The sequence below is a fragment of the Bryocella sp. genome (assembly GCF_058498515.1).
Map to the genome: position 1 here is coordinate 16654 of NZ_JBMHYI010000021.1, position 13878 is coordinate 30531.

13 protein-coding genes are annotated in these 13878 nt (G+C 57.8%); 8 read left to right on the forward strand and 5 right to left on the reverse strand.

Translation table 11 applies throughout. The features are described 5' to 3' along the window. Positions 1-761: 761 nt before the first annotated feature. Positions 762-4730 (reverse strand): HEAT repeat domain-containing protein, encoded by a 3969-nt coding sequence (locus AC5E6W_RS06065; RefSeq protein ID WP_491751370.1) that lies wholly within the window; start codon positions 4728-4730, stop codon positions 762-764. Between the two features lie 591 nt (positions 4731-5321). Here AC5E6W_RS06065 and AC5E6W_RS06070 point away from each other — a divergent pair. From AC5E6W_RS06070 to AC5E6W_RS06095, 6 genes are all read left to right on the forward strand, one after another. Continuing rightward, complete coding sequence (locus AC5E6W_RS06070; protein WP_491751371.1) at positions 5322-5714, forward strand: AbiEi antitoxin N-terminal domain-containing protein; 393 nt, start codon at positions 5322-5324, stop codon at positions 5712-5714. Next, positions 5645-6046, forward strand: a complete 402-nt coding sequence (locus tag AC5E6W_RS06075; RefSeq protein WP_491751522.1) for a type IV toxin-antitoxin system AbiEi family antitoxin domain-containing protein — start codon at positions 5645-5647, stop codon at positions 6044-6046. The genes AC5E6W_RS06070 and AC5E6W_RS06075 overlap by 70 nt, the downstream gene beginning before the upstream one ends. Further along, entirely contained in the window at positions 6043-6393 is a 351-nt protein-coding gene (locus AC5E6W_RS06080) for a nucleotidyl transferase AbiEii/AbiGii toxin family protein (RefSeq protein WP_491751372.1), read from the forward strand. Before AC5E6W_RS06075 ends, AC5E6W_RS06080 begins: the two co-directional genes overlap by 4 nt. 173 nt (positions 6394-6566) lie before the next feature. Then, a complete protein-coding gene (gene istA / locus AC5E6W_RS06085) occupies positions 6567-8030 on the forward strand; it encodes an IS21 family transposase (protein WP_491751373.1) in 1464 nt (487 codons plus the stop codon). Continuing rightward, a complete protein-coding gene (gene istB / locus AC5E6W_RS06090) occupies positions 8027-8782 on the forward strand; it encodes an IS21-like element helper ATPase IstB (protein ID WP_491751374.1) in 756 nt (251 codons plus the stop codon). Before istA ends, istB begins: the two co-directional genes overlap by 4 nt. 293 nt (positions 8783-9075) lie before the next feature. Then, on the forward strand, positions 9076-9489 hold the full coding sequence (locus tag AC5E6W_RS06095; protein WP_491751523.1) for a hypothetical protein: 414 nt from the start codon (positions 9076-9078) through the stop codon (positions 9487-9489). A 4-nt stretch (positions 9490-9493) separates the two neighbouring features. Here AC5E6W_RS06095 and AC5E6W_RS06100 read toward each other — a convergent pair whose 3' ends face one another. Beyond that, entirely contained in the window at positions 9494-10102 is a 609-nt protein-coding gene (locus AC5E6W_RS06100; RefSeq protein ID WP_491751375.1) for a TetR/AcrR family transcriptional regulator, read from the reverse strand. 104 nt (positions 10103-10206) lie between these two features. Here AC5E6W_RS06100 and AC5E6W_RS06105 point away from each other — a divergent pair, with 104 nt between their 5' ends. Both AC5E6W_RS06105 and AC5E6W_RS06110 read left to right on the forward strand, forming a co-directional pair. Then, on the forward strand, positions 10207-10587 hold the full coding sequence (locus tag AC5E6W_RS06105) for a DUF4267 domain-containing protein (RefSeq protein WP_491751376.1): 381 nt from the start codon (positions 10207-10209) through the stop codon (positions 10585-10587). Positions 10588-10672: 85 nt separating this feature from the next. Further along, on the forward strand, positions 10673-10996 hold the full coding sequence (locus tag AC5E6W_RS06110) for an NIPSNAP family protein (protein ID WP_491751377.1): 324 nt from the start codon (positions 10673-10675) through the stop codon (positions 10994-10996). Between the two features lie 890 nt (positions 10997-11886). Here the strand turns inward: AC5E6W_RS06110 and AC5E6W_RS06115 are convergent. Genes AC5E6W_RS06115 through AC5E6W_RS06125 form a run of 3 tightly spaced genes read right to left on the reverse strand, consistent with a single transcriptional unit; the run spans position 11887 to position 13861 of the window. Continuing rightward, entirely contained in the window at positions 11887-13062 is a 1176-nt protein-coding gene (locus tag AC5E6W_RS06115; RefSeq protein ID WP_491751378.1) for a nickel-dependent hydrogenase large subunit, read from the reverse strand. Beyond that, positions 13059-13331 (reverse strand): HypC/HybG/HupF family hydrogenase formation chaperone, encoded by a 273-nt coding sequence (locus AC5E6W_RS06120; protein WP_491751379.1) that lies wholly within the window; start codon positions 13329-13331, stop codon positions 13059-13061. Before AC5E6W_RS06120 ends, AC5E6W_RS06115 begins: the two co-directional genes overlap by 4 nt. 17 nt (positions 13332-13348) lie before the next feature. Beyond that, positions 13349-13861 (reverse strand): HyaD/HybD family hydrogenase maturation endopeptidase, encoded by a 513-nt coding sequence (locus AC5E6W_RS06125; protein ID WP_491751380.1) that lies wholly within the window; start codon positions 13859-13861, stop codon positions 13349-13351. Positions 13862-13878 lie beyond the last annotated feature (17 nt).

Genomic DNA, 13878 nt, shown 5'->3' on the forward strand with positions numbered 1-13878 from the left:
TTTGCTCCGGCCTTGCGCAACTGGTCACTTCGAATCGCTAGTGAAACCTAAGCTTGATGATGGCGTCGCGGATCCGCGTAAAGGAGCAAGTGCCGAAGGGTGAAGTGCCCCAGTGCCAAGCCGGGCCAAGGGAGCCAAGCCATCATTGGGTGCCAACAGCAGTTCATTCTCGCGCTCGCGATACCCTCGGAGCTTCACTTCTGGCATAGCCGACGAGCAGAGGCAGGAAGATCTGCCTACTGAGGGACACAGGGAGAAACCAGCATGGTTCGGGAGTGCGTTCGGGGGGTTGCGCGTATGCGCCACGCCCGCTTACGTGTAGCTTTCCATTTCCGTCTACGCGATGGTGACAGCCTCGGAGCGTACGGTTCGTGCCTATCTCGACGAGTGCATTGGCCTGATGTAAACAGTCGAGGTATGCATTCGCTTCTCCAATTGGCGAGGCGGCGCCTTACTTCACCTCACCGAAATCCTCAAATTGATCCGAGAGGTCACGGTAAGTGATCAGCGCCGCAGCTTCCTCTACCGAACCATCTCCGCCTAAGAATCCGCCCCCGACCCGGATCGCCTGAGCCATAGCCCCATGCGGCCCGATGCCGATGATAGGCCCTAAGCATCGCAGTACCCGCTCCACATCGTGCGTCTCGATTGTTCGTTCGGGCCCTGCATCGATCTGGAAGCGAAATGTGAATGGGTCCGCCGGCATGCGATGCCGGTCAGCCTGCCAACGAAAGGTAACCATAACCGCAGGATATCAGGGCCTAACTCGCTGGTTTCATAAACTCAAGCACCTCAGCACAGATGCCGGGATCGCCCAAGTCGGCAACGAGATCATCCTGAGCATCTCCAACTTCTTCTCCAAACGCCCACCTGAGTGCAGGATGATGTTCCGGAAGGATTTGCGCTACCTTCTTCGCCAGCGCCACGTCCCTTTCGCTCAACTCTCGAATGATCAGCAGAAGCAGGACGCGACGCTTCGCATTTGCGGCGAGTTGTTTGGCAACGGCATACACCTTATCCAAACTCGCAGTCCCGGCCAATATGAGCGTCAGCAGCGTCGCCACGCTTTCGATGCGAGATTCCAATAAGCCTGGGACGATCCGTTCAATCACTTCCAACGCAAGGCGTTCGCGCGATAGCAAGAGAGCCCAAGCGACAGCTTTGCGGACCGATGTTCTACCTGGCGTGATCGCCAAGGTTAACAGCCGTTCTTGTATATTCCGATCAGCTTGAACACCTAGCAGATCGAAAATGGAAGTTCGGAGTTTGGGATCGTCGGTTTCGTTCCCAATTGTGAAGAGTTCGGCCAAGGTTTCGGCAGAGAGAGGCCCGTACTTCGCTAACCCCTCTATCGCTGCTCTCGCGATGGGATAGCTATCCGGCCCCCCGTAATACGATGAAAGGTCTGAGATCTTGTCGTGAGCAAGCCTGAGAAGGATCGGCTCGTGTGCTGGATGAGACTTCTCGGATAGCAATGCAATCAGAGCCTTTTTCACCCTGAAGCCTTTGTCGACTACAAATGCGAGGAGACGAGACGGCAAAGGGGTCGACGCGTTTCGACCAAGCGTCTCCAGGGCCACGGCTCTTACGTCTGCGAATTTATGTGCCAAGCCAGCTTCTACTACGTCGTTCAGCCCGGCGTTTGCGGCGGACATAATTCCCTCAGCAGCAATGTCGGAATTTTCTGAGTTCAGCAAGGATTGGACATCGGCACGAACCCGCTCTCCTGAATCCACATTGGCAGCGAGGCGTAGCCGTTGCACGTCGGCACTCCGATACGATGTCTCCTGCAAGATCTTACGTGCGGGTTGATCCAGCGCTGGGGTTCGCTGGTTATACAACTCAAGGTAGGCATCACTGATCGCTGGCCACGGGTACGGAAGAAGCGACACGGTGGCAGCAGTTACATCTTGAAGCTTATCCCCGGAAGGCATCCGCCGGTCGCGGAGGTGTGCGGTCGCGGCGGCAATCTCAAGCATCTGCTGCTGAGAATCGGGTGAGTCCGGTTGCGTCGCAATTTCATGTAGCAGGCTGGGAGCATGGCTTACCGCGCAAGCAACAGCAGCGATGAGTACCTTCTGGGAGGATGCCCCAACCAGTAAACGGTGTCTGAGCGATGGAAGGTAGCGTTCGTCCCAGTAGCGAAGAAGCACATACCAAAGCTCCTCTTCCTCTGCCGTGTTGAACGCAGACCGGAAGACACCTGCGAGTTCGTCTTCGCTTAGCAGCGCACCGTCTTCTCCCTTATGGATGGAGCGGAGCCAGTATTCACGAAGCCGACTAATCTGCCGATGCTCCGCAATCCGCTTCCAACCGACTGTGGCGCGCACACGCACCACATAGGCTTCGAGGTATTCGGACGCTGTGTAACCGTCGTCGTTGTCAGCGAGATGCTCTGCGTAATGATCGCTATACTCCCCGTTCACGAGTGCGAGGTGCAACTCCTCTTGCTTCGCACGGTCTTTTTCGGAAGTCGTTCGCACCTCCACTGCGGCATCGACTATTTTTTCAAAGCCGTCCAAGTCATCGAGGGCGCCTTCGGCGATTGCATCATCGGAAGAAATGCACCCCCAACCAACCGTCCTGTTGGCTGCTTCCAGGAAAGCATCGGAAAGGTCCGGTGCCAATCTCTTCCGATCTTTAGTAAACGCGACCCGATAGTACATGTGGGTGGTCGGTAAGATTTCGCGCACAAACCGCTGGATCAGCGGGCGAACGGCGGAAGAGTTCCTCAAGGTCTCGTACCAGGCATCAGGCTTGCCGGGACGATCCCAATGGCTGACACCCCAATTGGGCTCTGCATCATGCAACAGGTAGCGGGCGAACTCTGCGTGAGGAAGCGCAGACGAGCCGGCAGCAGCCGCAAGCTTCAGGCTGGCTTCGAAGTTCTCGCCGGCCTCTTCAAGGTGCGCTGCCAGCCACGTATCCACTTTCGCAGTGGCAACTGGTCGAGGGTTCACTTCAACCTTGCCGGAGTCGCGAACAGCCGCGATAAGTCTCGCTGCTGCGCGGGCGCCCCACTCCTCGCCTGGACCATCAGGCGACGTGAGTACGTCCACCAGCAACCGAAGCATTCGCTTCACTACGAGCTTGGAACGTACAAGGGCCCGCTCGATCCCGGATTCCACGCGCGGGTGGTAATACGTGATCAAGTCTTCTGTCTGGCGAAGATTGCGGGAGGCAACGAAGAACCCTACGAGTGAACTCGCTTCGACGACCATTTGTGGCTCGTAATCCGCGAGTGCCTCCTCAATCTGTCGCAGCATGGGTAGAGAAAGCTTGTTGGTAACTTTCAACAGGCCCCAGATCACTGCGGCTGCTCTTACGCCGCCCTCACGCTGCTCGATCTGATCGACGACGGTCTGCTCAATCGAATTTTGATGGGCGCGGCCTATTGCATCGTTGACGAAGTGCTCTGGGTTTCGCAACCCATCTCGATCTAAGGTCGGTAGCGCATCGAAGAACTTCTGAATTTCCAGTGGGGTTGAGAGTTCCTTCAAGACCATCAATCCGGCTCTGGTCGCGGTCACCTGTAGTTCGCGAGGAAGGGCACTAATTCGAGAGCGGTACAACTGTGTGCGCTCTGCCTCGCCATAATTTTCTGACTCTAAGCTCACCATCCACTGCTCGACCGTGTTCAGAGCGCCCGAGCGCTGACCGACGTCGAGCCGAGTTGTCGCAACAAGAATCCGATCGTGATTCGCTCTGGAAAAGCTTTGGGAGAGCTGGTCGTTCCAAGGACGGCTGTTCGGCTCAAAGTCGAACCGGCCCCATGGATCTTCGATGTCGTAGAACACGGGAGGTGAAGTCCGATCTGCATTGAGTTCGGCGGGACCTCTTGTGATGGCGACTCGGGCGAGCCCAGGAATCTCTTTGCGCAATTCGTCATAGAGCTTCTGGGCCGCCAAAGTCTTACCGGTTCCCGATTGTTCGATGATCAGCGCGGCATGACGTTCTTCAACCGCCTGATGGAGTTCCTTCCAGTTGTTGGGGAAGACATACGAGGCAAGCTCCGGAGAGCTGGCAATGTAGCCCTCGTGTTTTTTGATTACGGCTTCGAGGTCTTCCCGTCTCCATACACCGGAGCCTGCGCCTCCGATACGGGCGCGTGCGTCATCGCGTAGTTGTCTCCAACACTCTTCCCAGCGTGCGTTTGGAACGCGAAAGTTATCTCGGAGCAAGTCTCGAATATCCGTCTTTAGCCGTTCCTGATCCTTACTACCGATGATGGCGACTCTGCCGGACGAATTTGGCGGCAGAACTTTCTCGATAGCCACGGGCATCTTTACAGGCTTGGGCCAGACACCCGGTTGTGCCACCTGTAGATTCTTCGTGCCTCCGTTCAATGCTGCACTCGTCACAAGGAGGTAACGGACACTCAGGTCTCTCAGGCGATCCCGAGCTGAAGTGCGCCGCTTGCCGTGACGGAGGAGCTCTTGGATGTTCGCCACGGTCCAAGCATCGCCGGTTCGAAGCTTGGCTTGAACGACCAACCTGTAGCTGGTCAATGTGGCGTCCCCTGTGACGATCCCCGGCTCGAACTCTTCAAGTTCTGCCTCAAGATCTTCCTGTGATGCGGGCTCGAGAAACATCTCCCTCGCTTGCTTGCTGCCTAGCAGAAGATCAAGGGCCAGCCACACTGATACATCGATCTGGTACTCATACCCGGCGAGGCTTCCACCCCCGGCTCCATGGTCCGTATTTGGCTCGTTTCGGTCACTCTTCTTCACGGAATCAGGATATTCGAAGCCCCTATGCGGATGTTCCGATGGGGATTTGCTAATAGTCATAGTTGCGTTAGTTGGAGAGGGCTCGGAGGAAGCGAAAGGGCGCGAGGATGCCATCGTTTGATGCCAGAATCTCGGCAACTCGGAAGACTGGCGTCCCTGTTGGCGGTTCACGCCAAAGCGCCAACTCACTCAAACACGCGAAATTAGTAATGGGAGTCGGCTTGGCGTCAGCAATCTGTCTTGCAAATACTGGTCGGTGAGTTTCGTACAGGCTCGGAGCGCCTTCTGCCGCGCAGACCGCCCTCCAGCGTCCCTGGGCCGAGGCCTTAGGACGCGGACTTCCGACCAAACGCATCGCTTACGCTGTCGACCTGCTCCCGACCCTGTTTGCGCGACTTTCTGACTGTCGCAAACCGGGGTGTTCATGACGGTCCCCGATAGGCCAGCCCGTTACTGCTGGACAGAAGCTAGCCAGTGCAGGGCTTCGTACTTGAAGCGTCGTCCAAATCGTAGTATGGGTACCACTGGACGATAATCTAAAAGCTTGATCGTATTTCACTTTATGAGCATAATCGTAGCGAGGATACGATTATGGAGAGCAAACTAAAAAGGCTCTATGCTCACTATCCCCAAGGAACTCCTCTGACTTCCCAGGATCTTTCAGGCTTGGGAATATCGGCGGACCTCGCCGTTCACTATGTTCGCGCCGGGTGGCTCGATCGCTTGGCCCGGGGTGTCTTTTCTCGTCCGGGGGAAGCCCTGTCTCTTTACCCCGCGTTACGACTCCTGGAGCGAAGCATCAAGGGACTGCACGTGGGTGGAAAGTCTGCGCTGGATTGGTACAAAGTTCGGCATTACGTTGAGCAGAACTCCACGTTGCATCTGTACGGCTCAACCTCAACGAAACTACCAAGCTGGTTCTTGCAGCGTTTCCCGCTGATTATCACCAAAAGAGGATCTTTACTGAGGACGCTACCGGGTTGATGTACGTCGCGCCTTTTGAGAGCATCGCGGACGCTCCACAGACCTCTGCACCGGAACGCGCTTTGCTTGAACTCTTGAGCGAAGTGGGGGTGCGCCAACCTCTACAGGAGGTGCGAGAGCTCATGGAGAGTACCTACACGTTCCGAGCCGACGTTCTCCGCAAATTGCTCTCAAACTGCTCCAACGTGAAGACTGTACGACTCTGCTTGCAGCTCGGCCAAGAACTCTCCTTGCCTTGGGCTGCCAAACTCGATCCGAAAACGCTTCCCACCGGCAGCAAGCGTGCTTGGGTAGGGCAGTCGCCCGATGGACTCTTGGTGCTCAAGCCATGAACCAGGTCTACATAGACATCGCACGCATGATGACGCAGGTTGCACCCTTCGTCTTCGAAGGGCAGGCATTCGCTCTGAAGGGTGGCACAGCGATCAATCTTTTTCTGCGAGATATGCCCCGACTGTCGGTCGACCTCGATCTCGTCTTCCCCGACTACACACTACCCCGAACGCAAGCGCTGACCCAGATCACGGAAGCTCTTCGACAGACTGCCGAGCGCCTGCAGGCCAACGGGTTTCAAACCCGAGCCACCGCAACTGCCGACGGAAGCGAAACCAAACTGCTTGTTCGTCGTGGTGGCATTGAGGTGAAGATCGAAGCCAATTTCGTGATGCGAGGCACTTGATTCTGGCACTCTAAATTGGCCCAGTACGGCGGTTTAAGTTGGCCCACCCTTGGGCAGTGCGAACTCTACTCTGTTTCTCAGTGATATGAGAGGCGGAGGGCGAGTTGGATTGGAGAGCCAAGGTGGAGTTATACGAGCAGATTCGTCGGGAGTATGAGTTCGGCGTTGGGTCGGTGATTGGTGTGGCGCGGAAGTTGGGCGTGCACCGGCGCATGGTGCGTGAGGCGGTGCGCAACGCAGTTCCTACTCAGCGGAAGAAGACGGAACGTCCAGCTGTGAAGATGGCACTGGCGGTGTCATTGATCGACTCGATTTTGGAGTTGGACCGCAAGGCTCCGCGCAAGCAGCGCCACACATCGCGGCGGATCTATGACCGCATCCGTGCCGAGATCCCAGGATGCACGCCAGCCGAGCGAACTGTTCGGCAGTATGTAGAGCGGCGCAAGCAGGCTCTGGGTCTGGCTGAACACGAGGTGTTCGTTCCGCAGAGCTACGACTGGGGCGTCGAGGCGCAGGTCGATTGGTACGAAGCGTATGCCGATCTGGACGGTGAACGGATCAAGCTACAGGTTTTCGAGATGCGCTCGATGGCGAGCGGTGCGGCCTTTCATCGGGCCTATCCATGTGCGACGCAGCAGGCTTTTCTGGAAGCGCACGAACTTGCCTTCGAGTATTTCGAAGGCGTCTTCCGGCGGCTTCGCTACGATAACCTGTCGAGTGCGGTGAAGAAGATACTGCGCGGTCAGCAGCGTGAGTTGACGGCACGGTTCATCGCGTTCCGTTCGCACTGGCATTACCAGGCCGAGTTCTGCACCCCAGGTGAAGGCCATGAGAAGGGCGGTGTGGAGGGCGAAGTTGGCTACTTCCGCCGCAACCACTGGGTTCCTGTGCCGGTAGCCGCCGATCTTCAGGCGTTGAACCGGAAGCTGCTGGAAGACTGCCGCGCCGATGAGGCCCGGATCATGTCAGGCCATACCGAGTGTGTCGGAGCCCGGCTGCTGACGGAGAAGGAGCATCTTCTGCCACTGGCCACCGAGCCCTTCGATCTGGCCGAGGTCAGCTTCCCACGCGTCGACCAGACGGGATGCGCGAAGGTGCGGACGAACTCCTACTCCGTGCCGTTGAAGCCGGGCTCGATCGTTGAAGCACGTGTCTATTCCTGCACGGTCGAGTTCCGGCACCATGGCAGCCGGATCGCCAGCCACGAACGCTGTTACAGCCGATTGCAGAAGATCTTCGATCTGGAACACTACCTCGACGTGCTGGACCGGAAGCCCGGAGCGTTGCGCGGGTCGACGCCGCTGGCGCAGTGGCGAGCACAGGGCCGTTGGCCTGAGAGCTATGACTGGATCTGGCAGCGGATGATCGAGCGGCAAGGACGTCAGCCAGGCACCCGTGCCATGGTGACGCTCATCCGCATGGGTCGCGAGTTCGGCTATGAGAGCCTGACGGCTGCCGTAGAGCAGGCACTCGATCTGGGCTGCGAAGACGTTGCTGCGATCCGCCATCTGCTCATGTCCGATCAGTTGCAGCACACCGTTGGCGAGCCGATCGAGATCGGTCCGCTGTCCGCGTATGAACGCCCGCTGCCGACCATGATCGAGTACGACCGGCTGTTACAGGCGGTGCAGGTATGAGCCTCCAGATCGCAAGTATCGCTCAGAACTGCAAGGCGCTGCGACTGCCATCCGTCGGTGCGCAGTTCGCATCGCTTGCCGAAGAAGCCGCCCAGCGCAAGCACTCGCATCTGCACTATCTCGAAGCCCTGCTCCAGTCGGAGATGGAAGACCGGGAACGACGCAGCATCGAGTTGAGGATGAAGGAGGCGCACCTGCCCAGGATCAAGACGCTCGAGGAGTTCGACTTCGCTCAGTCGCCGCACATCCCCGCCGCCCGCATCCGCGCCCTGGCCGAAGGCGGCTACCTCGAACGCGCCGAGCCGGTCCTACTGGTTGGTGATCCAGGTACAGGCAAGAGTCATCTTGCCACCGGCCTGGCGATCGCTGCCTGCCGTCAACGCAAGCGAGTGCGCTTCACCACTGCCGCCGCGCTGGTCAACCAGCTTGTCGAAGCACAACGGGAACAGAGCCTGAGCCGGATGCTGGCACGCTGGTCTCGTGTGGAGCTGATCGTCATCGATGAACTCGGCTATGTGCCGCTTGCCGAAGTCGCTGCTGAACTGCTCTTCCAGGTGATCGCAGAGAGAGCCGAGAAGGCGGCCATCATCGTAACCACTAACCTCCCCTTCTCAGAGTGGCCTCAGGTCTTCACCAACGCCCGGCTCTGTAAGGCAGTGCTTGATCGGCTCACCGACCAGGCACACATCATCGAGACCGGCTCGGAGTCCTATCGCTTCCGTAGAACCTTGCGTAAGAAGACGAAAGAGTAAGCCCTGGGAGTTAGGTTCTGCTTCCGCTACGCCCTCCGGGCTACGCTCCAGCAGAACCCAACTCCCTCAACATCAACGTCCCAGGGGTGGGCCAAAACAAACCGCCGAAGTGGGCCAAGCCAAGTTGCCAAACTCAGCACTCTTTACCCGATCCAAAGAGCCTCGTTGACGAAGGCCGCCCAGGACCTTCTTCTCTCCGATTTGGAACTTCCGATGGCGTCCATGGAAGATATCTATGGAGGCAACTGGTCGCCGCGATGGATCGCCAGCACCCGCGTGACTTGTTCGATGTAATGCAGCTTCTTGCCCATGAAGGGATCACACCCCGAATCCGTCGTGCCTTCGTCGCGTACCTTGCGAGCCATAATCGTCCTGTTCACGAGGTGTTATTCCCCACACAGCGAGACATCACCCAAGACTATGAACGGACGTTCAAGGGTATGACGACTGAGACCGTTCCACTTCCAAGCCTACTTGCAGTCCGCGAAGAACTTTTCGACCAACTACAGAGAGGCCTGGATGACGACGAGCGCCGCTTCCTGATTTCACTCGTACAAAACAGACCCGAATGGAATCTGTTGGGCATTCCCCATCTCGCATTGTTGCCAGGCATTCGTTGGAAGCACCAGAACCTCAGTCAGCTGGAGAAGAGCAATCCGCAAAAGTTTGTGGAACAGGCGGACACGCTTCAACGCAAGCTCGGATAACCCCCTACAACTGTGACTTTCGTTCATCGGAACAGGTAAAGAGCTCGACGAGGGTCTTCATACGCTCTTTCTGCCGGCTGCGTGGAAGTCGTTTGGTTCTGGTGAGCTCGGCAAGGCCGTGGAGGCTTGCCCAAAAGATTTCCGAGAGAAGCTCAGACTTCGAACCTTGGCTCTTAAACAGCTCCATGAGCTGCGCAAAGGCGAACTGCAACTCCGCTGGAGTCGCAGGGTCTGCGAAGGGTACGGCCAGACTGAGCGAAAACATCACTTCATACAATGCCGACGACGACGACGCGAACGCCAGGTATGCGGACGCGAATGCTTCTACCGCATCGTCATCCTTCGCACGCTTTTGTGCCTTTTCTAAGACAACGCCCAGTTCGTGAAACCCTTCGAGAGCAACTGCGGCGAGGATGCCTTCGCGGCTTCCGAAGTGAGCATACAAGACAGGTTGGCTGTACGAGATTTCATCGGACAAGCGCCGGACGGTCACGTTGGGCCAGCCCTCCGTCTCTGCAATGCGGCGCGCCGCACTGATGATCTGCCTTCGTCGCGCCTCCCGGTCGCGCAGTTTCCTTTCCGCAATCCGGCTTGGGGCCGCTGTCGTTTCCATTAACCAATACTAGCACTGCTAGAAAATGTTGCGTAATCCTGAATCGTTCCGAGTTCATCCTGCGTCTTTTATAGCGTTGCTAGATTTTCTAAAGGAGATACATCATGCACACCACGATCCCGCTTTCCATCACCGCCCTCCTCGCGGTCGGTATCATCATCATTGGCAGTCTCTACATCGCCTCCCCTGAAAAGATGACAGGCTCCTTCGGCCTCAAGCTGCCCTCGCCTGATCCTGACACGCGAGCTTGGCTACGCCTCAAGGGCATTCGGGATATCGTTTCCGGTTTGGTTGTCCTGACCCTGATGCTTACGACGAATCCTCGGACCGTGGGAATAGCCCTTCTCGTTGAATCCCTCACCGCATTCGGCGATATGTCGAACGTGCTGGGCTCCGGCGGTTCGAAGCAGGCAGCCTTCACGATCCATGGAGTGACCTTCACGGTCATGGTTATCACGGGCCTGTTTCTGATCAACATTCTCTAAGCCAACGCTGCCCGGTCGTTGTCCAGCAACCCTGGCTGACGACCAGTCAATTCGCAACCCAAGTCGTTGAAGCAAGGAGCCATCCATGAGGACGTTTGAACTTCGCCAATACACCTTGCGGGACCGAGAGGCGCTCGACATCTACATGAACCAGGTTTACCCCAGCCATCTCGATAGCTTTCCACTATTTGGGATTGAGCCCCACGGCATCTGGACCGCAAAGGACAGCGCCGAGCCACAGGCTTTTGTGCTGGTCTCCTATCCGGAGGGCGAAGATCCGGGCGAGGTCGTTCGGCGGTATATGGGGAGTGCGGAGTTTGCCGAGGAAACTAAGGGCTGGGATCGATCCAATATCGTTGCCGTTCAATCGACGATTCTCATGCCTTCAACGAGTTCTCCCCTCAGGTGAGGGAGACCAACAGTTGAGAACCTCATGGGCAACTTCTTCTGGGACATGGGTGTGGTCGTATATCACAATCAATCGGGCTGTCCGCCCACGGATCAGCCCGATTACCCGTAGTTGAATTTGGTAGCATTTTGGTAGCAAATACTGCCGACTGGGCCAGTTTTGCCGGTTTTGCCGACTAATAAATGCCGTACCGTCAATAACTTAGACGTCGACGCACATTATGGCATGGAAGAGGTCATCGGTTCGATCCCGATCAGGTCCACCAAATATCTCAACAACTTCGCGGAACCCCCTTCCAAACGTTTGGCAGCAAATTTCAAACTGCCTTGCAGCCAAGCCATGTCAGTCGTCTCCATCTCCTCTCTGAAGCGCCACGCTTCGGCTGACTTTCCTCTGAATTTGCTGCCCATCAATTCACAATCGCCGTAGATTCGGCGACGGCCAGCGGTCGCATCTTGCCTTTCGATGCCAGCTTCTTCAATCGTGTCCTGCAGCGCCCGGTGAATGAGCCCACGGTGGCGCGCACGCCCTCAGGCATCTCCTACATGTAGACGTCGGTAGACCTGCTCGCATCACGATGTGGAAACGCAACTCGTTGTCGCGCCAGACCAGCACCGTGCGCGCCTTTCCTATCGTGTCCGGCTGATCGCTCACTTCCAGTGGAACCTGACCTTCGGGAAGCCATACTTCCGTTTGAAGCGAAGGCATCGTGTCCGTCGAGCAGCGGAACGAACTCGCCCCAGTACAGACAACGGCGTGTACAAGTCCCGCTCTTTTTACGATTGCGACCATGAGATTCCCGGAAAGTAAGTCCACCAGCAACACCATTCTCATCACTGGCGGGAGCTCGGCAATCGGCCGTGACCGGAATGCCGGCGCGGGTCGAGAACTCACGGCAGGGTATTGTGGTTATTCATCGTAAGTTGGCAGGCCACACAAGGGTCGAGGGCTGCGATCATCAGGTGTGCCAGGCGTTCGGGCGGAATTGCCGCACGGTTCTCCGTAAGGCCGCGAGCGAAGGCTCCCTGAGGGTGGAAGTTCCATTCCGTGGGCGCCACGATCTGGTAGCGCTGTACACAGCCTTCGGCTATCTCCACACGATGTGCGAGGCGCCCTCTGGCAGCCTCGACGACTCCGATGCCGCTACCCTCGCCGCTGACGAATCCTTGCGGGGCAACGGCACAGATGCCTGCGCCAAGAGCTTCCATCTCTTCCATGCAGCGCGCACTATCGATGGATTGGGCGAGAAAGCGCGCGGCAAGACCGCGCCCATGTCTGCTGACAACCGTTTGCAGAAGCGGTTCGCTGATCCGATGGGATAGCGGCCCTGTCTCTCGCGGAGCTCCCTGCAACTCGGGCCGGGCGGCATAGGATCCATTCTCGTCGGATGCAAGTTGTTGCTCCAGCATATTGTCCTCGAGAGGACCGAGAAGCGCCATGCTACTGACCCCATATCCCGCCAATGCTTCCTCTTGAAGCATACGCAGTAGCCTGGCAGTCGGCCCGGATTCCACGAGCGCGTCCTGCAGGCCTCGGCCATTGGGCTGCGCAGAAAGCCCCGCCTGCTGTAGCGCCGTCGTCGCGGCGATCAGCTTTGACTGTATAGCCGCTTTGTCCGGGGCGAGTCGGCCTCCGCCAGGATGCATCCAGTCGCCATCGGGATACACCGCTCGCCATAAATCCCCGAGGCTGGTGCGCAGGAGCCTCAGCGCCTCAAGCTCCGTTGGCCTCTCTCCCATCAACGCCGGCCAGCTCAATAGCGCACACGTAGCGTGCTCGACGACCGTCTCGCCCTTGATCAGAAGCTGCCGTGCCGCCTGATGCGATGGGGCAACGGTCAGTCCGAGGGCCCGTTCGACGGCCATGCAGCCGGCAATGCCCTGCGCGATGCGGCAGATTGAGAAGAGCTGGGTGATGCGTCTTAGAGCCTCGTCAGGCGCATTGCCGATGAGAGAGGAGGCGAGCCCCAACGGACGATGATTCGCAATGGCGACCTCAACGATAGAATCGCCTGCGGTGGTCACGGCGATATCTATGCCGCGTTGAGCCGCATGCACACCACTCATGGTGCGCAGCCATCTTCTGATTCGTCGAGTGATTCATCGAATGATTCGTCCAACGGCTCATCGAGCACGGACTCCAGGTACGCCAGCGATTCCAGTGCCATTTCCTGCGGTATCTTTTCGATGATGTATGCGCCCGCCATGATGGTCACATAGTCGCCCACGTCCAGCGGTTCCGACATCAGCAGGATGCTGACCGTGCGTTGAATACCGAAGCTCTCCACCGTTGCCATCTGTCCGGCGATGGAAAGCACTCGCGATGGAATCGTCATGCACATCGTCGCGCCTCTCAGGCCCGCAGCCGGGCAGGGACTTCACTCTTCGCCAGCTCGACCGCGATCATGCTCGCAACGTCATCCAGCCGCGCCTCCACCTCGGGGGAAAGCTCCATCGCGAGGTCCAGCGTCAAAGGCTGCACCCCGATCAAGACAACGCGGCGCGGGGCTGAACCCTTGAAGGCCAGCGACGCAAGAACATCCGACAGCCCCACCTGGTGTGGCGAAATCTTCGTCTTGAAATACACCGGAACCTGGGAGCCTTCGAGAAGCACAATCGACGCCGGTGGTTTTCCGCATCGCACCGCATCGACCACAATCAGTTCGTCGACTTCCTCAAGCAGCGGCAGCAGCTCCATGCCGGTGGTCCCACCATCCAGGATCTCCACCTCATCGGGAATGTCGTACCGCTCGATGAGCCTCTTGATGGCATGGCACCCCACGCCCTCATCGCTCATCAGCACATTGCCGATCCCAAGCACCATCACCCGGTTCGATCTGCCCTGCATGGTCGATGCATCACTCATGCCATTCCCTTCGCTCA